The sequence below is a fragment of the Arthrobacter sp. UYCu712 genome (assembly GCF_040547005.1).
In the GTDB taxonomy this organism is placed as follows: Bacteria; Actinomycetota; Actinomycetes; order Actinomycetales; family Micrococcaceae; genus Arthrobacter.
Map to the genome: position 1 here is coordinate 244,367 of NZ_JBEPOZ010000002.1, position 23,690 is coordinate 268,056.

General features: G+C 67.9%; 24 protein-coding genes and 1 pseudogene. 11 read left to right on the forward strand and 14 right to left on the reverse strand.

What is annotated here, in order from left to right; genetic code table 11:
- Positions 1-28 precede the first annotated feature (28 nt).
- On the forward strand, positions 29-628 hold the full coding sequence (locus ABIB51_RS03210; RefSeq protein ID WP_354185389.1) for a hypothetical protein: 600 nt from the start codon (positions 29-31) through the stop codon (positions 626-628).
- Positions 629-671: 43 nt separating this feature from the next.
- Here ABIB51_RS03210 and ABIB51_RS03215 read toward each other — a convergent pair whose 3' ends face one another.
- Together ABIB51_RS03215 and serS are read right to left on the reverse strand one after the other, a co-directional pair.
- Positions 672-1,547, reverse strand: coding sequence for an HAD family hydrolase (locus ABIB51_RS03215; RefSeq protein ID WP_354185390.1), 876 nt, complete (start codon positions 1,545-1,547; stop codon positions 672-674).
- A 111-nt stretch (positions 1,548-1,658) separates the two neighbouring features.
- On the reverse strand, positions 1,659-2,939 hold the full coding sequence (gene serS / locus ABIB51_RS03220) for a serine--tRNA ligase (protein ID WP_354185391.1): 1,281 nt from the start codon (positions 2,937-2,939) through the stop codon (positions 1,659-1,661).
- A gap of 78 nt (positions 2,940-3,017) precedes the next feature.
- On the opposite strand from serS, the gene ABIB51_RS03225 reads away from it, so the two are divergent.
- The gene (locus tag ABIB51_RS03225; RefSeq protein WP_354185392.1) at positions 3,018-4,082 is read left to right on the forward strand and encodes a diacylglycerol/lipid kinase family protein; all 1,065 of its coding nucleotides are present in this window, start codon (positions 3,018-3,020) and stop codon (positions 4,080-4,082) included.
- Here the strand turns inward: ABIB51_RS03225 and ABIB51_RS03230 are convergent.
- The 3 genes from ABIB51_RS03230 to ABIB51_RS03240 all read right to left on the reverse strand — a co-directional run bounded on the left by ABIB51_RS03230 (position 4,079) and on the right by ABIB51_RS03240 (position 5,720).
- The gene (locus ABIB51_RS03230; protein ID WP_354185393.1) at positions 4,079-4,300 is read right to left on the reverse strand and encodes a hypothetical protein; all 222 of its coding nucleotides are present in this window, start codon (positions 4,298-4,300) and stop codon (positions 4,079-4,081) included. The two genes, ABIB51_RS03225 and ABIB51_RS03230, sit on opposite strands and share 4 nt — an antisense overlap.
- Positions 4,301-4,394: 94 nt before the next feature.
- Entirely contained in the window at positions 4,395-5,375 is a 981-nt protein-coding gene (gene pheA / locus ABIB51_RS03235; protein ID WP_354185394.1) for a prephenate dehydratase, read from the reverse strand.
- Positions 5,376-5,393: 18 nt separating this feature from the next.
- Complete coding sequence (locus ABIB51_RS03240; RefSeq protein ID WP_354185395.1) at positions 5,394-5,720, reverse strand: rhodanese-like domain-containing protein; 327 nt, start codon at positions 5,718-5,720, stop codon at positions 5,394-5,396.
- Positions 5,721-6,017: 297 nt separating this feature from the next.
- On the opposite strand from ABIB51_RS03240, the gene ABIB51_RS03245 reads away from it, so the two are divergent.
- From ABIB51_RS03245 to ABIB51_RS03260, 4 genes are all read left to right on the forward strand, one after another.
- Entirely contained in the window at positions 6,018-7,484 is a 1,467-nt protein-coding gene (locus tag ABIB51_RS03245; RefSeq protein WP_354185396.1) for an amidase, read from the forward strand.
- Positions 7,485-7,604: 120 nt separating this feature from the next.
- A complete protein-coding gene (locus ABIB51_RS03250; RefSeq protein ID WP_354185397.1) occupies positions 7,605-8,717 on the forward strand; it encodes an alcohol dehydrogenase catalytic domain-containing protein in 1,113 nt (370 codons plus the stop codon).
- 208 nt (positions 8,718-8,925) lie between these two features.
- Positions 8,926-10,395 carry a peptide MFS transporter gene (locus ABIB51_RS03255; RefSeq protein ID WP_354185399.1) on the forward strand — a complete coding sequence of 490 codons (1,470 nt, stop codon included), beginning with the start codon at positions 8,926-8,928 and terminating at the stop codon, positions 10,393-10,395.
- A 4-nt stretch (positions 10,396-10,399) separates the two neighbouring features.
- The gene (locus ABIB51_RS03260) at positions 10,400-11,281 is read left to right on the forward strand and encodes a phosphotransferase (protein ID WP_354185401.1); all 882 of its coding nucleotides are present in this window, start codon (positions 10,400-10,402) and stop codon (positions 11,279-11,281) included.
- Here the strand turns inward: ABIB51_RS03260 and ABIB51_RS03265 are convergent.
- On the reverse strand, positions 11,278-11,853 hold the full coding sequence (locus ABIB51_RS03265; RefSeq protein WP_354185403.1) for a DUF4190 domain-containing protein: 576 nt from the start codon (positions 11,851-11,853) through the stop codon (positions 11,278-11,280). The genes ABIB51_RS03260 and ABIB51_RS03265 overlap by 4 nt on opposite strands.
- A gap of 132 nt (positions 11,854-11,985) precedes the next feature.
- Here ABIB51_RS03265 and pgm point away from each other — a divergent pair, with 132 nt between their 5' ends.
- Entirely contained in the window at positions 11,986-13,647 is a 1,662-nt protein-coding gene (gene pgm, locus ABIB51_RS03270) for a phosphoglucomutase (alpha-D-glucose-1,6-bisphosphate-dependent) (RefSeq protein WP_354185405.1), read from the forward strand.
- 3 nt (positions 13,648-13,650) lie between these two features.
- Here the strand turns inward: pgm and ABIB51_RS03275 are convergent, their stop codons facing one another.
- The 3 genes from ABIB51_RS03275 to ABIB51_RS03285 all read right to left on the reverse strand — a co-directional run bounded on the left by ABIB51_RS03275 (position 13,651) and on the right by ABIB51_RS03285 (position 16,023).
- Positions 13,651-14,814: a GGDEF domain-containing protein gene (locus ABIB51_RS03275; RefSeq protein ID WP_354185407.1), complete on the reverse strand. Its 1,164-nt coding sequence runs from the start codon at positions 14,812-14,814 to the stop codon at positions 13,651-13,653.
- Between the two features lie 39 nt (positions 14,815-14,853).
- Entirely contained in the window at positions 14,854-15,189 is a 336-nt protein-coding gene (locus ABIB51_RS03280) for a hypothetical protein (protein ID WP_354185409.1), read from the reverse strand.
- Positions 15,190-15,417: 228 nt separating this feature from the next.
- Complete coding sequence (locus ABIB51_RS03285; protein ID WP_354185411.1) at positions 15,418-16,023, reverse strand: malonic semialdehyde reductase; 606 nt, start codon at positions 16,021-16,023, stop codon at positions 15,418-15,420.
- 213 nt (positions 16,024-16,236) lie between these two features.
- Between ABIB51_RS03285 and ABIB51_RS03290 the strand changes: the two genes are divergently transcribed.
- The gene (locus tag ABIB51_RS03290) at positions 16,237-17,592 is read left to right on the forward strand and encodes a uracil-xanthine permease family protein (RefSeq protein ID WP_354185413.1); all 1,356 of its coding nucleotides are present in this window, start codon (positions 16,237-16,239) and stop codon (positions 17,590-17,592) included.
- An 87-nt stretch (positions 17,593-17,679) separates the two neighbouring features.
- On the opposite strand, the gene ABIB51_RS03295 is transcribed toward ABIB51_RS03290, so the two are convergent.
- Positions 17,680-18,198 (reverse strand): hypothetical protein, encoded by a 519-nt coding sequence (locus ABIB51_RS03295; protein WP_354185415.1) that lies wholly within the window; start codon positions 18,196-18,198, stop codon positions 17,680-17,682.
- A gap of 259 nt (positions 18,199-18,457) precedes the next feature.
- Between ABIB51_RS03295 and ABIB51_RS03300 the strand changes: the two genes are divergently transcribed.
- The 3 genes and pseudogenes from ABIB51_RS03300 to ABIB51_RS03310 all read left to right on the forward strand — a co-directional run.
- Positions 18,458-18,949 (forward strand): DUF6328 family protein, encoded by a 492-nt coding sequence (locus ABIB51_RS03300; protein WP_354185417.1) that lies wholly within the window; start codon positions 18,458-18,460, stop codon positions 18,947-18,949.
- A gap of 1 nt (position 18,950) precedes the next feature.
- Positions 18,951-19,661, forward strand: coding sequence for a DUF6766 family protein (locus ABIB51_RS03305; RefSeq protein ID WP_354185419.1), 711 nt, complete (start codon positions 18,951-18,953; stop codon positions 19,659-19,661).
- A 147-nt stretch (positions 19,662-19,808) separates the two neighbouring features.
- Positions 19,809-20,235: pseudogene (locus ABIB51_RS03310) on the forward strand (IS5 family transposase); the annotation flags it as partial.
- Positions 20,236-20,311: 76 nt separating this feature from the next.
- Here the strand turns inward: ABIB51_RS03310 and ABIB51_RS03315 are convergent.
- From ABIB51_RS03315 to ABIB51_RS03330, 4 genes are all read right to left on the reverse strand, one after another.
- On the reverse strand, positions 20,312-21,436 hold the full coding sequence (locus tag ABIB51_RS03315; protein ID WP_354185421.1) for a glycerate kinase: 1,125 nt from the start codon (positions 21,434-21,436) through the stop codon (positions 20,312-20,314).
- 144 nt (positions 21,437-21,580) lie between these two features.
- Entirely contained in the window at positions 21,581-22,381 is an 801-nt protein-coding gene (locus ABIB51_RS03320) for a glycerophosphodiester phosphodiesterase family protein (RefSeq protein ID WP_354185423.1), read from the reverse strand.
- A 43-nt stretch (positions 22,382-22,424) separates the two neighbouring features.
- Positions 22,425-22,673 (reverse strand): hypothetical protein, encoded by a 249-nt coding sequence (locus ABIB51_RS03325; RefSeq protein ID WP_354185425.1) that lies wholly within the window; start codon positions 22,671-22,673, stop codon positions 22,425-22,427.
- A gap of 142 nt (positions 22,674-22,815) precedes the next feature.
- Positions 22,816-23,634, reverse strand: coding sequence for an HAD family hydrolase (locus ABIB51_RS03330; RefSeq protein ID WP_354185427.1), 819 nt, complete (start codon positions 23,632-23,634; stop codon positions 22,816-22,818).
- Positions 23,635-23,690 lie beyond the last annotated feature (56 nt).

Below are 23,690 nucleotides of genomic sequence, written 5' to 3' on the forward strand. Positions count from 1 at the left end.
TTTACCACCGGGTAGTGTTTGATCCAGAATGTTCACGCTGACCATCAACCAGACCGACAGCCGGCGCGACGGCGACCGTGTGCCGCAGCTCCTCAAGGACCTGCGGCACATTCCGGCGCGCCTCGACTTCGATCGTTCCGTGGAGGACGAAGTCCAAGGCATCGTGGACTGCCCGCAGCAGGCGGTGGAGGCGGCGATGATCGCGCTGCGCAGCGGCAGCTGGTTCGTCGGGATCGGGGTGGGTCCGGTGAACGAACCGCTGCCCAACCAGATCAAGGACGCCTCCGGCCACGGCCTGATCTATGCGCGGCGGGCCGTCGACCGGCTGCGCAACGGCAAGGACCGGGTCCCGGTGGCTGTCGAAGGCCCGCTGGCGGACATCGCGGCGGAATCGGAGGCCGTGCTGCGGCTGCTGGGTCATATCGTCCACGACCGGAGCCAGGCCGAGTGGCGGGTGCTGGACCTGCTGACCCCGGGGGTCCGCGGACAGCAGAAGGCCGTCGCGGAGGAGCTGGGGATCACCACGCAGGCGGTCAGCAAGGCCGTCGCCCGGGCACAGTGGAACGAGGAACATGCGGCGCGGCCCGCAGCGGCGCGCCTGTTGAGCCTCATCCTCGAGGTGCGCTGACGGCGCACCCGCGAAAACCCTGCCGGCCGGGCGGACCCCGGAACTAGAGCAGCAGGCTGCGCAGGACGTGCGCCGCGCCGTCGTCGTAAACAGAGTGCGTGACCTCGTTGGCGGCGGCGATGACTTCCTCCGGCGCCTGCCCCATGGCCACGCCGCGGCCGGCCCAGGTGAGCATCTCAATGTCGTTGCGGCCGTCACCGATGGCGACGGTGCGGTGGGTCTCGATCTCGAGCCTGCCGCGGAGGCGCTCCAGGGCGCTGGCCTTGGTGACGCCGGCCGCGGCGATGTCCAGCCAGGCGGTCCAGCCGACCGAGTAGGTCACGCCGGCCAGGCCGACGTGGCGGATGGCCGCGGTGAACTCCTCGGGCGTGTTTTCCGAGCTGAACACGACCACGCGCACGGCGGTCGCCTCCAGCATGGTCTGGAAGTCGACGCCGATGGCTTCCACGCCGAAACTGGCGTCCTGGAAGCGTTCGGTGGAGAGGAAGTTGCCGTCCTCGTCCTCGAGGGCGTATTTGGCCATGGGCAGCTGAATGCGCAGCGCGCGCAGGGCGGGGCCCGGGTCAAAGGTCGCCTTGTGGACGACCTCATACCCTGCGGACAGGCTCGAATCGAGCCGCAGGGTCACACCGCCGTTCGAGCACACGGCATAGCCGTTGTCGATTCCGATGTGCTCGATGATGGGCAGCGTGGCGTTCAGTGAACGGCCCGTCGCGATCATGACGTGGTGGCCGGCGGCCACCACGTCCTGCGCGGCCTCGCGGACGGGAGCAGACATGTGGCCGTCGTGATCGACGAGGGTGCCGTCGACGTCGAGCGCGATCATCATCTTTTCGATGGTGGTCTGGCCGTTGTTTGTCTGGTTGATATCTCGCCGGTCATCGTTGCCGGCGACTGAAGTTTCAGTCATTGTTGTCATCCATCAAGTAGAGCAGAGACCCCCGACACCCGCTAGGATCCACGCCACAGCAGGCGGTGAACCCGGGGTGAACACTTCGTGGCGCCGGGGCGGAGGGGCGTGGGTGGCGGGCTAGAGAACCGGGAAGACGGTCATCCCGCCGAGGTATTTCTGCAGGGCGGCAGGAACGTTGACGGAGCCGTCCGGGTTCTGGTGGTGTTCCAGGATGGCCACGATCCAGCGGGTGGTGGCCAGCGTGCCATTAAGGGTGGCGACGGCACGGGTGCCTTTGGGGGCGCCGCCCTCGTTGAACACCCGTTCCCGGATGTTGAGCCGGCGGGCCTGGAACGTGGTGCAGTTGGAGGTCGACGTCAGTTCGCGATACGCGCCCTGGGTGGGGACCCAGGCCTCGCAGTCGAACTTCCGGGCAGCCGAATTGCCAAGGTCTCCCGCGGCGGTGTCGATCACGCGGTACGGCAGCTCGCACTTGGCCAGCATTTCCTCTTCCCAGGCCAGCAGGCGGGCGTGCTCCGCGGCCGCCTCCTCCACCGTGGTGTAGATAAACATCTCCACCTTGTTGAACTGGTGGACCCGGATGATGCCGCGGGTGTCCTTGCCGTGCGAGCCGGCCTCGCGGCGGTAGCAGGAGCTTTGCCCCGCATAGCGGACCGGGCCGGCGGAGAGGTCCAGGATCTCGTCCGCGTGGTAACCCGCGAGGGCCACTTCCGACGTGCCCACAAGGTAGAGGTCGTCTTCGGCGAGGCGGTAGATCTCGGCGTCGTGCTTGACGTCGAAACCGGTGCCCTGCATGGTCTCGGGGCGCACCAGCGTGGGGGTGATCATGGGCACGAAGCCCGCATCGATCGCCTGCTCCATGGCCATCTGCAGCAGGGCCATTTCCAGCCGGGCTCCGACGCCACGCAGGAAGTAGAAACGCGAGCCGGAAACCTTGGCGCCGCGTTCCATGTCGATGGCGCCGATCAGCTCGCCGATCTCCAGATGGTCCTTCGGCTCAAAGTCGGTGAATTCCCGGGGCGTGCCGACGGTCTTAACCACGATGTAGTCGTCCTCGCCGCCTGCGGGTACGCCGTCCTCGATCAGGTTCGGGATCGCCCGGAGCAGCTCCTCCTGGGCGGTCTGCGCGACGTCGGCCTCGGCGGACGCGGCCTTGACCGAGGCTGCGAGGACCTTCACCTCCGCGAGGAGGGCCTGCTTTTCCTCGCCCTTGGCCTGCGCCACCTTCTTGCCGAAGGTGTTCTGCTCTGCCCTCAGGTTCTCGAACCGGATCAGGGCTGCACGCCGGGCCGAGTCAGCGGCGATGATCGCATCCACCACGGATGCGTCGGCGCCGCGGGCGCGCTGGCTGGCCCGGAACTTGTCCGGATTTTCGCTGAGGTCTTTTACGTCGATCACGAGACTAGACTATCCAATCCGCTAGGCATTACCCGGCAATCCGGTTGCGGGGCAGCGGCGGGATAGTGTTGGAGCACAATGCGCGACTGGCTGCTTTACCTCATCATCGCTGGAGTCCTGGCCTTCGCCGTGTCCAGCTGGTGGGGAGTGCGCAGGCTCAAGGCCAGGCACATCCGCAGTGCCGTCTGGGAGCAGACACACAGCCCGGGCGTCGGGCAGCAGAAAGTGGCCGTGGTGATGAACCCGATCAAGGCCAAGTCCGCCGAAGCCCGCGTGCTGATCGAGAATGAATGCGCCGCGGCCGGCTGGGAGCCGCCCCGCTTCTTTGAGACCACTGCCGAGGACGCCGGTTTCGAACAGACCAGGGCCGCCGTGAAATACGGGGCCGACGTCGTCGTTGTGGGCGGCGGTGACGGGACGGTACGCGTTGTGGCCGAGATCCTGGCCGGCACGGACACCGCCATGGGCCTGGTCCCGCTCGGCACCGGCAACCTTCTGGCGCGTAATATCGACCTGGACGTGAACGACGTACACGGCAGCGTGCAGACCGCCCTTTTCGGCCATCAGCGGTTCATCGATACGGCGCGGATTCGGGTGGAAAATTCCCGGACCGCCGAGTCGGCGGAGCACACTTTCCTCGTGATCGCCGGCATCGGCATGGACGCCGAGATAGTGGGCGACACTAATGACGGGCTGAAAAAGGCCGTGGGCTGGCTGGCTTATACGGAGGCAGGGGTCCGGCATCTTCCCGGGCGCCGGAAGAAAGTCTCGATCGCACTCGATGACCAGCCCGAACAGACCCGGAAAATCCGCAGCGTCCTGTTCGCCAATTGTGGGCTGATCCCCGGCGGCATCGACTTCATTCCGCAGGCCATGATCGATGACGGCATGCTCGACGTGGTGGTCATGAGCCCGCGGAGCGCGATCGGCTGGCTCGCGATGTATACGAAAATCGTGCTCAAGCACAAGAGAAACCTGCCGGTGATGACCTACTACCGCTCAGGCAAGATCACTATCCGAAGCCCGGAACCCATGGCCACCCAGGTCGACGGCGATCCGTCCGGGGCGGCCACGAAGGTCACCGTGCAGGTGGCGCCGGGCTCGCTGCTGGTACGCGTCAAGAACGGCACCGAGGAAGACTAGGCTGTGGCTTCCTTCTTGGAAGCGGCCAGTTTCTTCGCTTCCGCCGCAGCCTTCGCGGCGCGGGCCTCGGACTGCTCGCGGATCATGGCCTGCTCCTCTTCGAAGCGCAGCCGGTCGGCACGGTCGGCATCGTCACCGTCCCAGTCCTGGTTTTCAGCTGTCGGCTTGGGATTCACAATCATTCCCTGGCCGTCATTTTCAGTGCTGGTGCCTGACATGACCTGCTCCCTCCGTTCGAGGACTTCCCCAATATGGATCAGGCAAGCATACGCACAGTTGTCAGGGGGCGGAAGTGTCTGGTGGGGCATTTGACTACGCTCTGGGCGAAGCCTCCTGCGTATATTCCGGCACCACAGATGCTCCGGACAGTATGTTTTTCACCCATGCGTGTGCCGCACGGAATGCCTGATCCGAGGTGTGCGGCGCCACGAGCGTCCGGTGGCCGTCGGCGCGGCTGTAGGAACCCAGGAACCGGGTGGCGGGGCTGATCCGGTGCAGTCCCGCGAGGGCGTCCGCCACCCTCGAGTCGGCGACGTGGCCGTCGGCGTCGATGCTGAAGAAATAGTGGCCCAGGTACTGGCCTGTGGGCCGGGATTCGATCCGGCTGAGGTTCACGCCTCGGGTGGCGAACTGGTCGAGGATCTCCATCAGGGCACCGGGCCGGTCCTCCGGCAGGGGAACCACAACGGTGGTCTTGTCCGCGCCGGTCGGCTCCGGCAGGACACCGGGCCGGCCCACGAGCACGAAGCGGGTGACGGCGCCGGGGTTGTCGCCGATGTTCTCGGCCAGGACGGTGAGTCCAGGCTGTTCCGTGGCCACGATCGGGGCGCAGATGGCGGCGTCGTAGTGCGTGTCGTTCTCGAGCAGCCCCATGGCCGCCGCAGCCGTGGAGGAGCCGGGAATGTATTCCGCGTTTGGAATATTAGCGTTGACCCAGAGGCGGCACTGCGCCCAGGCGTGGCCGTGGGTGGAGATCCTGCGGATGTCCTCGATCCGGGTGCCGGGGCGGGTCACCAGGACGAAGCTGATCGGCACGAGGGCTTCCCGGAGGATGCGGAGCTCCTGGCCGGTGGCGATGGCATCGAGGGTTGCCGTGACGCCGCCCTCCACGGAGTTCTCGATCGGCACCATGGCCGCGTCCGCGGATCCGTCCCGGACCTTGTCCAGCGCCGTGTTCACGTTGGAGGAGGGAACGCGGATGGCTTCCGCCGCGCCCGGCACCTGCATAAGGGCGGCCTCGGTGAATGTGCCCTCGGGCCCGAGGAAGGTATAGGTGACGGGAGATGCGGGCATCGGCTCTTCTTTCTTCGCTTACAGGATTACTGGCTTGAGGCCGTTGTCGGAGACCAGCGGCATGCCGGTTTCCAGCCACTGGTCCATGCCGCCGGCCACGTTCAGGGCGGAGTATCCCTGGCCCACCAGCCATTGCGCGGCCCGGAATGAGCGTCCGCCGGTCCGGCAGATGACATAGAGGTCCTCGTCCGGGTCCAGCTCGCCGAGCCGGGACGGGAGCTGGTCCAGGGGAATGTGCAGTGCACTTTCCGCGTGCCCGGCAACCCATTCATAGTCCTCGCGGACGTCCACGATTTTGGCCCCTTCGGGGATGCCTGACACGGTCACGGTGTCGAAGTCGCTCATGTTCGTCCTTTCCGCGGAATTCAAGGTTTCCCCCCAGCGTATCGCCAGCCGCTGACGGCGCACCCCACCGGGCGGCACGTTACGCTTCTGGGAGAGCGCAAGGAGACACCATGGCAGCGGAACGCCCCCCGGTTGCGGCCACCTTCGGCCGGTTTCCCGGCCCGGCACGGACATGCCCTCCCCTGGCCGCGACGAATGGACATGATGCCTATGTGTCCACCGGCCAGACCGAGCAATGGGCATGTCCCCCGGCATCCCGGGCCGCGGCCGCCCCGAACCGTCCGGAGCCGCAGCTCCTTGGCTGAACTCCACGAGCTCTCCGCCGTCGGGCTCCGCGATGCCCTGCGCACCGGAACCGTCTCCGCCCGGGAAGCCGCCGGGCATTTCCTCGACCGGATCGGCGCCGAGAATCCGCATTTGGGCGCATTCATCACCGTCACGGCCGAGCAGGCCCGGAAAGATGCTGCCGCGGCCGACGAACTCCATGCCCGCGCCGGTCGGGACGGGACAGAGTTGCCGCCGCTGCACGGGCTGCCCGTGGCCTTCAAGGACCTGACCGACGTCGCCGGCGTGGTCACCACGCACGGCAGCGCCGCCCTGGACCACCGGCCAGCGCTGGCCGACGGCGCGCTGCCGGCGGTGCTGAAGGGCGCCGGCGTCGTGTCCCTGGGCAAGACCCAGGTTCCGGAGTTCGGGCTGACGGCTTACAGCGAGAACCGGATCGCCCCGCCGTCGCGCAATCCGTATGCACTCAGCCGCAGTTCGGGCGGGTCCTCAGGCGGCAGCGCTGCCGCCGTCGCCGCGGGGCTGCTCCCCTTTGCGCCGGGGTCCGACGGCGGCGGCTCGGTCCGCATCCCGGCGGCGGCCTGCGGGCTCGTGGGGCTGAAACCGGGCCGCGGGCTCGTGCCGGCAGGGGAAAGCACCGGGGATCCGGCAGGGCTGGTGGTCACCGGCCCCCTGGCCCGTTCCGCAGCGGATGCGGCGCTGATGCTGGACGCGCTGGTGCCGGCGGAATCCGGCGCGCCCGGCGCGCCCGGCCCCCACGGCCCCGCCGGCACCGCCGGGGCAGGGTATCTGGAACTCACCGCGCAGGACCCCCGCAAACTGCGGATCGGGGTGAGCCTGGACAGCCCGTGGCAGAACATCTTTCCTTTCACTCCGGAGAGGGAGGCACTTGATGCTCTCGCGGCGGGCATCGGCCTGCTGGAGGCGGCGGGCCACGAAACCATGGAAGCCGCGGTCCGTTACGACAACCGCTACCCCGCCGCGTTCACCACCGCCTGGACTGCCGCCGTCGGAAGTGCCCGGATCGCGCCGCAGCGCGAGGCGCTCCTGACGCCGCTGACCCGCACGTTCCGGCGTCGGGCCCAGCAGCGCAGCGCCGCCAAACTCAACGAGTCCCTGGCATTCCTGCGGTTGTTCCAGCGGGACACGATCGCGCAGTACTCGGCCTGGGACCTCATGCTGATGCCGGCTCTGGCGCAGACGCCCCGGCCCGTGGGCTGGTTCACCGGGGCGGCCCACGGCGACGGCTACTGGCCCGCGGCTGAGTGGGCCGGCGACGCCGACGGCGACTACCGGAAGCAGTGCGAATATGCGCCGTGGTCCTCGATGGTGAATGTGTGCGGCCTGCCCGCGATCAGCATCCCGGTTCACTGGACCGGCGGGGCGAAGGGTGCCGGGCTGCCGATGGGTATCCAGCTGATCGGGCCGATGGGGTCCGAGGCGCTGCTCCTGCAGGTGGCCGCGCAGCTGGGCCACTAGCAAACCGGGCCACTGATAGTGCCGACCGGCCCGGGCTGGGTGATTTCTCCGTCCCATACCGATAGCGTTTAGCGGAGACGCGGCAGGACCTGCCGGCTGGAACCCACACGAGAGGGATCGATGAAGATCACCGGTGCAGTACTTGAGGAAATCGGCCGGCCGCGCCCGTTTGCGGACTCCAGGCCCATCAGCATCTCGGAACTGGAACTGGACGGCCCCGGGCCCACTGAAATCCTGGTCCGGATCGAGGCCGCCGGCATCTGCCATTCGGACCTGAGCGTGGTCGACGGCAACCGGATGCGCCCGGTGCCGATGCTGCTGGGTCACGAGGCGGCGGGACGCGTCGTCGAGGTCGGCTCCAAGGTCACGGACCTGGAACCGGGCCAGCGGGTGGTCATGTCGTTCCTGCCCCGGTGCGAAGAGTGTGAGAACTGCGCGGCGGACGGCCGGCTGCCCTGCACCGCGGGCTCGAAAAGCAACGGGGAAGGGACGTTGCTGCACGGCTCGATGCACCTGAACCGCGGCGGCGAGAAGATCTATCACCACCTCGGCGTCTCGGGCTTCGCGAGCCACGCCGTCGTGGACCGGGCCTCGGCCGTGCCGGTGGACGACGACATTCCGGCGGACATCGCCGCCGTGCTCGGCTGCGCCGTGCTGACCGGCGGAGGCGCGGTCCTGAACGCGGCCCGGCCGGAGCCGAAGGACAGCATCATGATCGTGGGCCTCGGCGGCGTCGGCATGGCCGCCCTGATCACGGCGGTCTCCCAGAGCGTCTCGCGGATTATCGCCGTGGACACCCTTGCGGAGAAGCTCGACCACGCGCTCCGGCTGGGCGCCCACGAGGCGTACACCCCGCAGCAGGTCCTCGAGGACGGCGTCAAGGCGCGGTACGTGATCGAATGCGCCGGCAATCCGCGCGCGTTCGAGACCGCCTTCGCAGCAACCGCGGTCGGCGGAACCACCATCACTGCGGGCCTGCCCTCCCCCGAGGCCCGGGCCGCGATCTCGCCGCTGACCGTCACGGCGGAAGCCAGGACGATCGTCGGAAGCTACCTCGGCTCCGCGGTTCCGGCCCGGGACATCCCCAAGTACGCCCAGCTCTGGCGTGAAGGGAAGCTCCCCGTCGAGGAACTGATTTCCGCGCACATCAACCTGGCCGACATCAACCAGGCGATGGACCAGCTGGCCGACGGGAAAGCCGTTCGCCAAGTCATCGTCTTCGACGCCGGGTAGCCCGGCGCCGGGGTTGCCCGCCCCGGGGTTGCCCGGCTCGGGATTGCGCTATCACTTGCAGCTGCTATTCCGGGGGCAAAGCCACCCGAACTGACAGGTCAACGGGGGGTGCGGGGCCGGAACGGACCCTGGAAATCCGGCGTGGCGGAGTTTGCCCCGCGCGGCCTCGAATGTGACAATCGCGCGCCACACTGTCAGCATTAAGTAAATGAGCACAACTCATTTATCCAATCCCCCCGCTACAACGCCGGGCGATACGTCCTTTTTTGGCCACCCAAAGATGCTGGCCAGTCTCTTCTCCGTAGAGATGTGGGAGCGCTTCTCCTTCTACGGAATGCAGGGGATCCTGCTCTACTACATGTACTTCACCGCTGCTGAAGGCGGTCTGGGCATTGAACAGGGCCTCGCGGCCGGCCTGGTCGGCGCGTACGGCGGAGGCGTGTATCTCTCCACCATCCTCGGCGCCTGGCTCGCGGACCGGCTTTTCGGCTCTGAGCGTGTGCTGTTCGGCTCCGCCGTTCTGATCATGGCCGGCCACATCGCCCTCGCCCTGGTTCCGGGCATTCCCGGATTGATCGCCGGCCTGGTGCTGGTGGGCGTCGGTTCCGGCGGCCTCAAGGCGAATGCCACGGCACTGGTGGGAAGCCTGTACCGCGAGAAGGACGAACGCCGCGATGCCGGCTTCTCGATTTTCTACATGGGCATCAACGCCGGCGCGCTGATCGGCCCGCTGGTCACCGGTTGGCTGCAGGAGAGCCACGGATTCCACTGGGGCTTCGGCGCAGCCGCCGTCGGCATGGCCCTGGGCCTGGGGATCTACTCTATGGGCCGCAAGAAGCTCCCCGACGAGGCACACCGCGTGTCGAACCCGCTGCCGCTCGCGGAGCGCACCAAGTACGGCGCGATCTTCGCCGGCATCGCGGCTGTCATTGCCGTGCTGCTTGCCACCGGAATCGTGAACGCCGAGAACCTGGCCATGTCCATGGCCTACGCTGCGATCGGCGCCTCCGTCCTTTACTTCGTCCTGATCTTCACCAGCAAGAAGGTCTCCGGAACCGAGCGCCAGCGCGTTGCCGCGTTCATTCCGCTGTACATCGCCTCGGCCGCGTTCTGGGCCCTGTTCCAGCAGCAGTTCACCTTCATCGCCGTGTACTCGGAGGAGAAACTGGACCGCAACCTGTTTGGCTGGGAGATGCCGGCGGCCTGGGTGCAGTCCATCAACCCGGTCTTCATCATCATCTTCGCCGGCATCATGGCTGCGCTGTGGACCCGGCTGGGCCGGAAGCAGCCCGGTTCCGCGCTGAAGTTCTCGATCGGCTTGTTCGTGATGGGACTGGCGTTCCTGGCCTTCATCCCGCTGGCCGGCGGGGGCAAGACGCCGCTGCTCGCGCTGGTAGGGATCCTACTCCTGTTCACGCTCGCGGAACTGTTCCTCTCCCCCATCGGCCTGTCGGTGACCACCAAGCTGGCACCCAAGGCCTTCCACACGCAGATGGTGGCGTTGTTCTTCCTCTCGGTCTCGCTCGGCACCACGCTGGCCGGCATCCTGTCCGGCCTGTACAACCCGGAGGACGAGCTGCCGTACTTCATCGGCATCGGCGGAACCGCCATGCTGCTGGCCGTCGGCCTTGCGGCGGCCTCGCCGGCCATCAAGAAACTCATGGGTGGCGTACGCTGAGCCGATGAGCCCAGGGCACCGGCCGCCGGTTGAGTCACGCAGTTACGTCCCCGCCCCCGGCGAGGCGTCCGACGTCGAACTCATGCCGGCGGGCGATGTTACCGACGGCGTGGTGCGGGTGGGCGCAACAATCCGCCGCCCGCACCAGCCGCAGTCGCTCGCCGTCGCGGAATACCTCGACTGGCTCGAGGAGGCCGCCTTCGACGGCGCACCGCGGTTCCTGGGCCGGGGCCGGGATGACGCTGGCCGGGACGTCCTGACGTACCTGCCGGGACTGTGCGCCGGCCCCATTCCGGAGCTGTGGGTACAGTCCGAGGAGCTGCTGGTTTCCGTGGCGCAGCTGGCGCGCCGCTTGCAGGACGCGTCGGCCGGGTTCGTGCCGCAGGCTCATCCGTTCCCGCCCCGGCCCGGCCGCCAGGACAGCGGGGAAAACGGTACGCCGGAACTCGTCTGCCATCTCGACGTGACGCCACAGAACGTTGTGGTCCGGGACGGCCGCGCCGCGGGCCTGGTGGACTTTGACCTCGCCGGACCCAGCACAGCGCTCAAGGATTCCTTCAACACCGCCATGCACTGGGTCCCGCTCCGCGACCCCGCCGACACCTGGCCGGGCTGGGAGCGGACGGACCCCTTCCGGCGGCTCCGGATCTTCGCCGACGCCTACGGGTGGAGCGCCGAAGAACGGCGGTTGCTGCCCGGACTGGGCATCGAGGGCGCCGCGCTGAGCTACGAACGGATGCAGCTCCGGGCACGCACGCTGGGCGGCGGTTGGGCCCGGATGTGGGCTGAGGGCGTCGGCGGTATCATCCGCCGCCGTGGCGCTTGGCTGGAGACACACTCCGGCCGGCTGGTTGAGGCGCTGACCGCCCCGGCGCCGGAACGCTAGACGCCGTACCCGCTATAACGTGCGCTGCCGATCGCAACCGCGAAGATCACGATGACCAGGATGGTGACGGCGATCGCCACGTAGCCGAGCACAAGTCCCGCGATTGCCATGCCCTTGCCGGCCGGCTCCCGCGAAAGGGCCATGTGCCCCAGGATGACGGCGGCGATCTGCGGGAGGATAAAGAACCCGAAGCCCACCAACGCGGCGATGCCGCAGCAGAGGCTCGCGATGCTCAGGCCCTTGGGTTCCGCGAGCACACCGTAGTAGTTCGGCTGTCCGTAGGCGTTGTAGGGGCTCCCCTGCTGGGCATAGGCGTTATAGGGCGCGGCCGGTTGCCCCGGCGCGCCGTACTGCTGGCCCGGCGCGCCGTACTGCTGGCTGTCCTGGCCGTACTGCTGCGGCTGCCCGTATTGCTGGCTGTCCTGGCCGTACTGCTGCGGCTGCCCGTAGCCTGTTTCGGGCCGCGGCAGTGGCTGGGTAGCAGAGATCTCGTCTTCCTGCTGCTGGGTGTACGGCGGCGGCTGGTAGCCCTGCCGCGTCTCGTCCTTGCCCGATGTCGGCTGGTCAGTCATGGAAGTCCCCTTTTTAGTCCCTGGATCCAGACTACCGCCGCGCGGTTCCAATGATCGGGAAATTCTGCGTCACAGGGGCCGGATTCCCCACAAATAATGTTGTGGTCCGCCGTCGTCTGGCATGCTGGTGCCATGGCTAGCCGCGCGGGCACTGTTGCCCAACCCCAAGACCTTGTTGACCTCACTGCGCTCCTGGATGCGTACTACGACGTATCACCGGACCTTGGCGACCCCGGGCAGCGTGTGGCGTTCGGCACCTCCGGGCACCGGGGCTCGAGCCTGAAGGCCTCCTTCAACGAGCCGCACATCCTGGCCATCACCCAGGCGATCGTCGAATACCGCGCCGGGCAGGGCATCACCGGCCCCCTGTACCTCGCCAAGGACACCCACGGCCTGAGCGAGCCGGCCCAGAATTCCGCCCTGGAAGTCCTCGCGGCGAACGGTGTGAACGTCCTGATCGACGCCCGCCACGGCTACACCCCCACTCCTGCGCTGAGCCACGCCATCCTGACCCACAACCGGAACTCGCCGGCCGGGGCGCCGGAGGCTGACGGCATCGTGGTCACCCCCAGCCACAACCCGCCCGGCGACGGCGGCTTCAAGTACAACCCGCCGCACGGCGGCCCCGCAGACACCGACGCCACCGGCTGGATCGCCAACCGCGCCAACGAACTGCTGGAGAACGGGCTCCGCGGCGTCAAGCGCATCCCGGTTGCGGATGCCCTGGCCGCGGACACCACGGGCAAATTCGATTTCCTCAGCAGCTACGTGGACGACCTCCCTTCGGTCCTGGACCTCAACGCGATCCGCGAGGCAGGTGTCCGGATCGGCGCCGACCCGATGGGCGGCGCGTCCGTCGATTACTGGGGCGAGATCGGCGAACGGCACCACCTGAACCTCACCGTGGTCAACCCCACCGTTGACCCGCAGTGGGCGTTCATGACCCTGGACTGGGACGAGAAGATCCGGATGGACTGCTCCTCGCCGTCCGCCATGGCTTCGCTGATCAACCGGATGGCCGACGCCGGTCCCGGCAAAGCAGCGTACGACGTCGCCACCGGCAACGACGCCGACGCCGACCGCCACGGCATCGTCACACCGGACGGCGGGTTGATGAACCCGAACCACTACCTCGCGGTCGCGATCGACTACCTTTACCGGCACCGCACCGGCTGGAACCCGCAGTCGGTGATCGGCAAGACCCTCGTGTCCTCCTCGATCATCGACCGGGTGGCCGGGAGCCTGGGCCGCAAGCTCGTGGAGGTCCCGGTGGGCTTCAAATGGTTTGTCCCCGGGCTGCTCTCCGGCGAAGGTGCCTTCGGCGGCGAGGAATCCGCCGGTGCCTCGTTCAACAAGATGGACGGCAGCGTGTGGACCACGGACAAGGACGGTATCCTGCTGGCCCTGCTGGCCTCGGAAATCACCGCCGTCACGGGCAAGTCGCCGTCGCAGCTGTACAAGGGCCTCACGGACCAGTTCGGCGATCCCGTCTATGCCCGCATCGACGCCGCAGCCACCCGGGACCAGAAAGCCGCCCTCGGCAAGCTCTCGTCCTCCGACGTCACGGCCACCGAGCTGGCCGGGGAGACGATCACGGCCAAGCTCACCGAGGCTCCCGGCAACGGCGCCTCGATCGGCGGCCTGAAGGTGGTCACCGAGAATGCCTGGTTCGCGGCCCGGCCGTCCGGCACCGAGGATGTCTACAAGATCTACGCCGAGTCGTTCAAGGGCGCCGATCACCTCAAGCAGGTCCAGGCCGAAGCCAAGGCCCTCGTCGACGGCGTCATTTCCTAGCGGTCAGGCGGACTCTTCCGTGGGGTGGCCGGCCAGCACCGAGCGGTCCCTGCCCAGCGACTTCGCCTGGTAGAGGGCCGCGTCGGCGGATGCGACCACCGCGGCGAGGTCCGGCCGCCCGGCGCCGACGGCGGCGATGCCGTAGCTGACGGTGGGAAGCCGCGGAATCATGCTGGAGCGCGAGCCTTCGAGGCGCCGGCTGATGTCAGCGGCGATGCGGCTGGCCACGTCCGGCGTCACGCCGGGCAAAAGGAGGATGAATTCCTCGCCACCGTACCGCCCCACGAGGTCGGTGGAGCGGACGGTGGACGCGCAGGCGGCGGCGAAGGCTTTGAGGGCCTGATCGCCAGCGGCGTGGCCGAACTCGTCATTGATGGCCTTGAAATGGTCGAGGTCGGCGAGGACCAGCGAGCCCGTGGTCCGGGCCCGGTGGAGGCGGCGGAGTTCGTGGGCGGCCAGGTCCAGGAATGCCGTCCGGTTCAGCAGGCCGGTCAGCCCGTCCACTGTGGCCCGCGCCCTCAGGTCCTGGGTCAGCTGCTCATTGCTCAGTTCGGCCATGGTGAAGGAAGCCACCACCATGATCACGGCTGACGCGACCGTCGTCGTCACCGATCCGAAAACCGACAGGAAGACCGGCCCCTGCGGCCCGTCCGTCAGGAAGGCGACCAGGCGGCCGAGGTAGAAGGCGGCAAGGATCCCCGCCCCCACGGCGAGCGTTCGGTGCATGCGCGAAAAGTTGCGGTCCAGCAGGAACAGTTCGCGGGAGGCAAGGCCGAGCAGCACCCCCATGAACATGAGGTACACGGGTCCGCCCGCCCAGGCGTTTGTCGCCGGCCGGTCCAGTACCGAGGCCACGGCCGTGATGAAGGGGCCGGCGGCCAGGAACCACATGCCGGGAACGCTGGTCCGCAAGGTCCGGGAACCGGCCCAAATACTCACCGCCGCCCCCACGAGGAGGACGTTGCCGAGGGGGTTGGCCCAGAGCTGATGCGCCGTCCCGTCCAGCAGATACGCGGCGTTGCCGGTAAGGAACAGGAGGAGGGCCAGGCACCACCAGCCGCTGTAGGCGGACCGGGTCCGCCGGTAGGTGATGAAGTAGAAGAGCAGCAACAGGGTCAGGTCCACCACGGCCAGGCAAACACGTAGCGTCGCGGTGTCCAGCACCATGTAGTGGCCCCCCGGTCCGCCGATTTGCCCGATAGCCCGTCATATCAGCATCGAATCTGAGCCCAGTATCGCACCCCGGGGTGCCAAAACAGGTGGAGCATTCACGTTATGACGTAGGGCCGCCGGGCACGGTCCCGCAGGCGACTGCGGCATCACGCCGCCGGCGGTCAACGGGCCGCCGAGCGCCGCAGTGACCGGCGCCGCCATCAGTCCGGCGATCCTGCCGGCCAGTTGGTCGGGGCCCGGCGCTGAGGCGCTGCCCGGGCCGTCGACGTCGAACCTAGCCAGCGTGACGTGCAGCGGCCAGTCATCACGGGGAAATTCGAGCCCGTCGGTGACCGGCTCCAGGAAGGCCGCCACAATCAGGTTCCGCATGCGAAAAATCTGCCACGGTACGTCGGCGGATTGACGCCCGCACCCCTGTGGCGCCGGCCCCGATGCGGTCTAAACTAAGAGTGGCCCCGGATGCGGCCTTGCGCTCACGCGCAAAATTGCGTCCCGAGTGCCTCCGGCCTGTCCCCCATGGTGCCGGAGGCACCTCCGCGAGTCAGAATGCCGGAGGCACCTCCTCCGCGAACAGGGCGCGGGTTCCGCCGCTGCGTGTCAGACCGTGCGGACGACGTCCTCGTAAGCGAATTTCGGCTTTGCCGCACCCCAGGCGTCCTCGGCCGGCTGGCCGATGTTGACCACCAGGAAGCTTTTCTGGCTGCCGTCGGGGAAGAAGGCCGCGTCGATTTCGGCGAAGTCCGCACCCGTCATGGGTCCGGCCGAGAAGCCGAGCGAGCGGACCGCCAGGATAAAGTAGCCGGCCTGCAGGTGGGCGTTGTTGTTGCCCGTGGCCGCGGCGAGGTCGGGCGCGGCGTCGTACATGGCTTTGGGGGCGTTATAACCGGGCAGGAAGGTGTCCCACTGATCCTGCCAGGAGGTGTCGTAGCTGAGGATCGCGACGAGGGGCGCCGACGCGGTCTTGGCCCGGTTGCCGTTGGACAACGCATCAACGAGGGTGCCGCGGGCCTCGGCGGAACGGACGTAGGTCACGCGCAGCGGCTGGGAGTTGAAGGCGGTCGGGCCAAACTTGGTGAGCTCGTAGATGGCGCGGGCCTGCTCGTCGGTGACCTCGCCGGTAAAGGCGTTGGCCGTGCGGGCCTCGGCAAAGATGGCGTCCACCGCGGCGGCGTCGATTACTGCTTCGTCATGGGCGATCGTCATTCGCGTCCCTTTCGTTGGCCTGCCCGGCCGGGAGGCCGGTGTCTGTCCTATCCATAGTTGCAACTTCAACTGCTGCTGTCTGCTTCCCGTGGCGCCCCGTGACTTCCGGCACACCGGCGCCCCGTGCCGGGCATGTGCCAAACGCCGGCGCGGTAAAGTTGCCCCGGAAGATTCCTTCCCGCCCCGCCACACATTCTCTGAAAGGCTCCGGCAATGAGCATGCTCGGTACCAAATGGAAGCTCCACGGCAACGGCAGGTCCATCCGCCCCGGCGAGGTCGTCAGGCCGGATGAGCGCCTCGCCTGGCCCCTGACCATCGGCGTCGGAATGCAGCACGTCGTAGCCATGTTCGGAGCCACGTTCCTGGTCCCGATCATCACCGGCATGCCGCCGGCCACCACCCTGTTTTTCTCCGGTATCGGCACATTGTTGTTCCTTGTCATCACAAAGGGCCGGGTGCCGAGCTACCTTGGCTCCAGTTTTGCCTTCATTGCCCCGATCATGGCCTCCCAGCAGCAGTACGGCGTGGCCGGTGCGCTCGGCGGCGTGGTGCTGGCCGGCGTCGGGCTCGCCATCATCGGCGCAGTGGTGCAGAAGTTCGGCGCGGGCTGGATCAACCGGCTGATGCCTCCGATCGTCACCGGCGCCATCGTGGCGCTCATCGGCCTGAACCTGGCCCCCGCGGCGAAGAACAACTTTGACGCCGCCCCGATCACGGCCCTGATCACGCTGGCCACGATCATCCTGGTCAGCGTCGTGTTCCGCGGCATCCTGGGCCGCCTGAGCATCCTCGTCGGTGTGGTGGTGGGCTACGTCGTGGCGATGATCCGCGGCGAAGTGGACTACTCCAAGATGGACGGCGCGGCGTGGATCGGGCTGCCGCACTTCCAGACCCCAGAATTCCACCTCGGCGTCGTCGGCCTGTTCGTCCCGGTGGTGCTGGTGCTGGTCGCCGAGAACATCGGCCACGTGAAGTCCGTGTCCGCCATGACCGGCCAGAACCTCGACGGCGTCTCCGGGCGCGCGCTGATGGCCGACGGCGCGGCCACCGTGCTGGCCGGCTTCGGCGGCGGCTCCGGCACCACCACCTACGCGGAGAACATCGGCGTCATGGCGGCGACGAAGGTCTACTCCACGGCGGCCTACTGGGTGGCCGGCGGCTTCGCCGTGATCCTCAGCTTCTCGCCGAAGTTCGGTGAGCTCATCGCGACCGTGCCCGCCGGTGTGCTGGGCGGTGCAGCCACCATGCTCTACGGCATGATCGGCGTCCTCGGCGTGAAGATCTGGGTCCAGAACAGGGTGAACTTCTCCAACCCGGTGAACCTGACCACCGCCGCCGTCGCGCTGATCGTCGGCATCGCGGACTACACCTGGACCATCGGCGACCTGAAGTTCACCGGCATCGCGCTGGGTTCCGCAGCCGCCCTGGTGATCTACCACGGCATGAAGGCGATCGCGAAGGCCCGCGGCACCGTCGCGGAGCCGGAAACCGAGGAGCCCGCAGCCATGGCGGCGGGCAAGGCAGCGGCGAACGCTGCCGCGAAGCGCGCGCCCCGGAAGCGTCGCTAGCAGCCCGCAGCGTTCAGGCGAAAGGCCGGCGTCCGGTCACCAGATGGTGGCAGGACGCCGGCCTTTCGGTTGTCCGGCGGCGGCGGCTTAGCCGGCGTCGAACGGTTCCTCGTCGTCGTCGCCGTCTTTGGGAGACTTGCTGTCCGGCAGGTCGGTACCGGAACCGTCGGGCAGCCCGGCAGCGTCCTGGCCCGGCTCCGAGGACAAGGGGCGTCCGGCGTCGGGCTGTTCGGTGTTGGAGTCATCCATCTCGGCGTCCGCGGAGGGCACCGCCGCCTCGGCATCCCCGGGCGCGTCCGCGTTGAATCCGGGCTCTGCACTGGCGTTTTCTGAATTCATTTGTTCCTCCGTTCCTCCGAAGCGTCCGGCTCCGGGTTCTCCTGCACTGTCTTGGTCTTCTGCGCCGAACTGGCTGAGGTCCGGCGCGCCGGCGGGGTAGGTCTCTCCGTCCGGGCTGTCCTGGCTCAGGCCAGCGGCGTCGAACGCTTCTTCCTCCCGGGGCTGCGCGAACTTCTTCGTGTCACCGCCGGGGAGTTCCTGCTCCGCGGTCGGTGTTCCATAGCCGCCGGCTTCTTCGATGGGGTCCTGCTGGTTGTCCTGAGTCATGTCATTCCTCCTGCTGTACGGGAAACGGACGTGCTGGGATCGGGATGGCACAGAGGCCTTGGCGCCGGTTCCAGGGAGAATTCCTCGGCGGCCTGCGCAGGCCGTCCCCTCGAAACTATCCCGGCGAAGTAAACAGTTCCACCCTACAAGGAAAATAGTCAGCAGACTTAGTACCAGCTTGAATTTGGCAAGTCTCAAGCCTAGGTTGAGTGTTAGCTGCCGCCCGCAGCCCGATCTGCAATTACCGGAGGTTCGCCCAGTGTCCGATCCAGAATTTACGAGGGACGGGAGGAACGAGTCCGTCGACCAGAAAATGGACCGCAACTGGATGGAACTCCTGCAGGAACTGCGGGTGTTGCAAACGGGGGTGCAGATCCTCGCGGGCTTTCTCCTCACCCTGCCGTTCCAATCGAGGTTTGAGACGCTGGACGACTTCCAGATCACCCTCTACCTTGCCAATGTGGCGCTGGCCGCGCTCACCACGGCCCTGATCCTGCTGCCCGTGAGCGTGCACCGCCGCCTGTTCCGCTTGCGCCTCAAGGCCACCCTGGTGTCCAGCGCCGACAGGATCGCGAAGGTGGCCCTGGCCGGTATAGGACTCCTCAGCGTCGGCACATCGGCGATGGTCTTCGATGTCACGGCGGGACGGACCGCCGGGCTCACCGCCGGCGCGGTCCTGCTGGCGGCGTTGCTGATCCTTCTCGTCTACGTGCCGGCCAGGCTCCGCCGGCAGGCCATGAAGGGGAAATGACATGACAAGCACCGCACACCACCGGCGCATCGAACCTACAGGAGGAACCATGGGCAAGTGGGTCAAGGAACACGGCCTGCTGTTGGCCAACGTCGGACTGTTCGTCGCCTTCTTCGGCGGGATGGTCTTCAGCGGCGCCGCCGCCTACAGCGAGGACCAGGTGACCCACGGGGAATCGGCCGTTTCGGTGCTGGAGTACCTCGGGACCGGGGCCTTCCTGGAGGCGACCTTTGAGAACTGGGAGTCAGAGTTCCTGCAGATGGGCATGTACGTCGTCCTGACGGTGTTCCTCTTCCAGAGGGGGTCCTCGGAGTCGAAGCCGATGGGCACGGACGCCCCGCAGGACGAGGATCCCCGGGACGCACCGCTGAAGGCAAGCACGCCGTGGCCGGTGCGGCGCGGCGGCTTGGTCCTCAAGCTCTATGAGCACTCCCTGTCGATCATGTTCCTGCTGCTGTTCCTGGCCTCCTTTGCGCTGCACGCGGTCGGCGGCAGCGAGGAGTACAGCAGCGAACAGCAAAGCCACGGACAACCGCCGGTCACCGTACAGGGTTATCTCGCGAGCAGCCGGTTCTGGTTCGAATCGTTCCAGAATTGGCAGAGCGAATTCCTGGCCGTCGCAGTGCTGGTGGGTGCCTCGGTTTACCTGCGAGAGAAGGGCTCCCCGGAGTCCAAACCGGTGGCCGAGCCGCACTATGAGACCGGGGCCTGAGGCCTCAGACCTCAGGCCCCGTCGGGGAGCACGCGGGCCGCATCCCCGGAGGGCCGCTGCACGACGGCGCGTCCCCTAAATGAGTAAGTCCTAATCCGGTGTGTTGTTGAACAGACCCCGGGCGCTTTCGCACCCGGGGTCTGTTAATTGCTGGCGGAGTGGGCCCGCGTTGAACCGTTGCTGCCCAGCTCCGACGGCCAGCGCGGCCGCCCGTTCCGGAACCACCGCCAAGTCGTCGAGGGCATTGCCTACCGGTACCGGTGCGGGATCGCGTGGCGGGACCTGCCGGAGCAGTTCGGTCCGTGGCAGACGGTGTGGAAGCGTCACCGCCGCTTCGCGGCCGACGGGATCTGGGCCCGGATCCACGCCGTGCTGCTGACCCAGGCCGACGCTGCCGGGGAAATCGACTGGACAGTGTCGGTGGACTCGACGATCACCCGCGCCCACCAGCACGGAACGAACCTCCCCCGCACCACAGGGGGAAGTCCCGAATTACAGGAAACACTGGACCGAGCCTGATGACCACGCAGTGGGGCGTTCCCGGGGCGGGCTGAGCACGAAGATCCACCACGCCACGGCAAGCGCTCCCAAAAGCATACGCGCGCATCCGCGCGCCTTCCAGAGACCGCGGGCGACGGCGGGGGCAGGCCTCAGGCGCCTTCGAGGACCTGGCTGGTGGCCCAGGCGAGGTACTTTGCGGCGTTCGCGATGGCGTCCTCCGGGCTACCGGCAACGTCCAGGAGCTGCGCGGCGGCCACCACCCCGTGCCGGGCAAGGTCCTCCGGAGTGACCAGGATGCGTCCCGCCACCACGATTACCGGGATCCCGAGGTTCCGGGCGGCATCGGCGAGCGCAATCGGGGCCTTCCCGGTGAGCGACTGCGAGTCCATCGACCCCTCCCCGGTGATGACGAGGTCCGCTCCGGTGAGTTTTCCGGCGAGGCCGGTAAGGCCTGCCACGAGTTCGAAGCCGCCTTCCAGGGTGGCGTTGCTGAAGGCCAGGAACGACGCCGGAAAGCCGCCGGCCGCGCCTGCTCCGGGTACGTTGACATCCCGGCCGGTGGACTGGCGCAGCACCGAGGCCCAGTTGCGGAGGCCCGCGTCGAGATGCTCCATGGCGTCCTCGTCGGCACCCTTCTGCGGGCCGAAGACGTGGGCCGCTCCGTCGCTTCCGAAGAGCGGACTCTGCACGTCCACAGCGATCCGGAACTCTACCGTGGCCAGCCGGGGATCGAGTCCGCTGACATCCACGGAGGCCACCTCGGCCAGTGAGCCGCCGCCCAAGGGCACCACATTGCCTGCGGCGTCCAGCGGCTTGAGGCCCAGTGCCCGGAGCGCCCCGCTGCCGCCGTCGGTCATCGCCGAGCCGCCCACGCCCAGCACGATCTCCGTGGCGCCGGCATCCAGGGCCGCGGCGATCAGCTGGCCGCAGCCGTAGCTGTGTGCGCGCAAGGAGTTGGCCGGGGTCGGCTCCATGTGCGCCAGGCCGGACGCCTGCGCCGTCTCGATGACGGCGGTGATGGTCCCGAAGGCGTCCTTGCGGATGGCCCAGGCGGCACCGATCGGCGCCAGGATGGGACCGACGACGGCGTTGAGCCGCTCCTCGAACCCCGCCGCGAGGGCTGCCTCCAGGGTTCCTTCGCCGCCGTCGGCGACCGGAAACTGGACGGTTTCGGCGTCGGGGTAAACGCGCAACGCGCCTTCGGCGATGGCAGCGGCGGCTTCGATGGCGGTGAGGGAGCCCTTGAATTTGTCCGGGGCGATGAGGATGCGCATGGCTCTATCCTGCCAGCCCGGCGCTCCCTGGCCGTTTCCTCAGCGTCCGCAGTGCTTCCGTCACCCGCTTCGTCCGGCGGGATGGCAACGGCCTGTGGCGGCTGGAGGATTTCAACATGGCCGGCCACCTGATGAGCTAGGGCGTCAGTCCCGCCACGCGCCGCGCTCCTGCAGCACCTTCTTGAGCAGGTCGGCCCGGTCCGTGACGAGTCCGTCCACGCCGAGGTCCAGGAGCCGGTGCATCTCGGCGGGCTCGTTGATGGTCCAGACGTGCACGTGAAGGCCGTATTGGTGGGCGCGCCGGACGAGTCCCGGCGTCACGACCGTCACGGCTCCGTACCTGACCGGAACCTGCAGGGCATGCACACCGCGGAGGGCACGCCCCGCCACGAGCCGCATCAGCGGGGCGGGCAGGACCGGGCCCAGCAGGACGAACAGGGCGTTGGAGACGATGCCGGCGGATCCCGCGGCGGGACGGCTGAGTTGCTTCAGCACGGCGCGGCGCCGGCGGTCCGAGAAGCTCGCGACCAGCACCCGGTCGTGCAGACCGTACCGCTCGATCGCCGCGGCCAGGGTGGCCACCGAGTTCCAGTCCTTGACGTCCAGATTGAGCCGGACCTCCGGATAGGCCGTGACGAGATCCTCCAGCAGCGGGATCGGCTCCGCCCCGCCGATCCTGGCCCGGGCGACCATGGCCGCGGACAGGTCCTCGATCCGGCCGCGGCCGTCCGTGACCCGGTCCAGGGTGTCGTCGTGGAACAGCAGCAGCACGCCGTCGGCCGTCGTGTGGACGTCTGTCTCCAGGTGCCGGAAACCGAGCTCGACGGCGGCCCCGAACGCGGCCATGGAGTTTTCCAGGCCGTCCCGGGAGAAGCCCCGGTGGGCCATGGCGAGGGGTTCCCCGGGGGCGCCGCCGGTGGAAAAGAACGGGTGGGAGGTGGTCACTCCTGAAGCGTACCCGAGCCCGGCAGCCCCGGCAGGGACTGCGTCAGGAGGCGGTCGGAAGGATCTCGACGCCGTCGCTGCAGTGCAGCAGCGTGCGTCCCCGGCCGCCGTCGAGGTCTACCCAGACGGCGGTGTGGTCTTCCGTGACGGCGTCGATGAGGCCGCCGGTCACGTAGCCCGGAGCCGTCCGCACGGAGACCCGGTCGCCCTGGCGCAGGCTTTTCCAATGCGTGTCCGGTTCGACGCGGCGCAGGGGTTGGTCGTCTGTGCTTTCAGTGCGGTATCTGGCCATGATTTCCCACTATCCATATAACGATCCGTCGCGAGATTTCAGCGTAGGAGGCCAAGGTGAACGCGAGTTGACCGCAAGCTGGGAATCCGGTGGCCACACCGCCGCAGTCGCGGTTTTTGTGCTTCGGGGACGCCGGGGCCGGTCAGGGCAGCCGGACGCCCAGTTCGGCGAGCTTGGCCTCAAGGATCTGGGCGACGCCGTCGTCGTCAAAGTGCGGGGCCTGCTGGCCGGCCGCGCGGATCGCTTCCGGGTGGCCGCTGGCCATCGCGTACCCGTCGCCGGCCCAGCGCAGCATCTCGATGTCGTTCGGCATGTCCCCGAAGGCCACGACGTCGACGGCGTCGACGCCGAGTGAGGCGGCGTACTCGGCGAGGGTGACGGCCTTGTTGACGCCGGGCAGGGACAGTTCCAGCATGGCGATGTTCGGGGCCGAGTGGGTGGCGGCGGCCAGGTGCGCGACGGCGGGCGTCACTTCCGCGAGGAACTCGTCGGCGGTGCCGTCCCGGACAATGGCGAGGAATTTCACGACGGCGTCCGACGCAGTGAGGGTGCTGTGCAGCGGCGCGGGGGTGACCGCGGCAAGCAGTTCGCTGGAGCCGTTCTCGATGAACCCCGGCTCCAGGTGGAAGCCGGTCAGGGTTTCGGCGGCGAACAATGCAGAGGGACGGAGCCGCTGGATGATGCGCCGCGCCTCGAACACGGCGTCGAGCTCAAGGGCCCGGGCCGAGATCAGGCGGTCCGCTTCGAGGTCCCAGACGACCGCGCCGTTGGAGCAGATGACGGTCCCCGTGTGCCCGAGCCGGTCCTGCAGCGGGTGGAGCCAGCGCGGCGGGCGGCCCGTGACGAACACGAGCTCAATTCCGGCTTCGCGGCAGGCATGGAACGCGCGCACGGTGCGGTCACTGATTTTGCCGTCGTGGCCGAGGATCGTTCCGTCAATATCACTTGCTACCAGCCGCATGGTGCCAGTCTACGTTGGCGGCGCCGGCGGCGAACTCGCCGGAAGCGTGCCGGCTC

Coding starts and splice junctions, on each gene's coding strand:
- ABIB51_RS03210 (WP_354185389.1), top strand. CDS start 29: ATGTTCACGCTGACCATCAACCAGACCGACAGCCGGCGCGACGGCGAC.
- ABIB51_RS03215 (WP_354185390.1), bottom strand. CDS start 1,547: ATGACAACAATGACTGAAACTTCAGTCGCCGGCAACGATGACCGGCGA.
- ABIB51_RS03225 (WP_354185392.1), top strand. CDS start 3,018: ATGCGCGACTGGCTGCTTTACCTCATCATCGCTGGAGTCCTGGCCTTC.
- ABIB51_RS03230 (WP_354185393.1), bottom strand. CDS start 4,300: ATGTCAGGCACCAGCACTGAAAATGACGGCCAGGGAATGATTGTGAAT.
- pheA (WP_354185394.1), bottom strand. CDS start 5,375: ATGCCCGCATCTCCCGTCACCTATACCTTCCTCGGGCCCGAGGGCACA.
- ABIB51_RS03240 (WP_354185395.1), bottom strand. CDS start 5,720: ATGAGCGACTTCGACACCGTGACCGTGTCAGGCATCCCCGAAGGGGCC.
- ABIB51_RS03250 (WP_354185397.1), top strand. CDS start 7,605: ATGAAGATCACCGGTGCAGTACTTGAGGAAATCGGCCGGCCGCGCCCG.
- ABIB51_RS03255 (WP_354185399.1), top strand. CDS start 8,926: ATGAGCACAACTCATTTATCCAATCCCCCCGCTACAACGCCGGGCGAT.
- ABIB51_RS03260 (WP_354185401.1), top strand. CDS start 10,400: ATGAGCCCAGGGCACCGGCCGCCGGTTGAGTCACGCAGTTACGTCCCC.
- ABIB51_RS03265 (WP_354185403.1), bottom strand. CDS start 11,853: ATGACTGACCAGCCGACATCGGGCAAGGACGAGACGCGGCAGGGCTAC.
- pgm (WP_354185405.1), top strand. CDS start 11,986: ATGGCTAGCCGCGCGGGCACTGTTGCCCAACCCCAAGACCTTGTTGAC.
- ABIB51_RS03275 (WP_354185407.1), bottom strand. CDS start 14,814: ATGGTGCTGGACACCGCGACGCTACGTGTTTGCCTGGCCGTGGTGGAC.
- ABIB51_RS03280 (WP_354185409.1), bottom strand. CDS start 15,189: ATGCGGAACCTGATTGTGGCGGCCTTCCTGGAGCCGGTCACCGACGGG.
- ABIB51_RS03285 (WP_354185411.1), bottom strand. CDS start 16,023: ATGACGATCGCCCATGACGAAGCAGTAATCGACGCCGCCGCGGTGGAC.
- ABIB51_RS03290 (WP_354185413.1), top strand. CDS start 16,237: ATGAGCATGCTCGGTACCAAATGGAAGCTCCACGGCAACGGCAGGTCC.
- ABIB51_RS03295 (WP_354185415.1), bottom strand. CDS start 18,198: ATGACTCAGGACAACCAGCAGGACCCCATCGAAGAAGCCGGCGGCTAT.
- ABIB51_RS03305 (WP_354185419.1), top strand. CDS start 18,951: ATGACAAGCACCGCACACCACCGGCGCATCGAACCTACAGGAGGAACC.
- ABIB51_RS03315 (WP_354185421.1), bottom strand. CDS start 21,436: ATGCGCATCCTCATCGCCCCGGACAAATTCAAGGGCTCCCTCACCGCC.
- ABIB51_RS03325 (WP_354185425.1), bottom strand. CDS start 22,673: ATGGCCAGATACCGCACTGAAAGCACAGACGACCAACCCCTGCGCCGC.
- ABIB51_RS03330 (WP_354185427.1), bottom strand. CDS start 23,634: ATGCGGCTGGTAGCAAGTGATATTGACGGAACGATCCTCGGCCACGAC.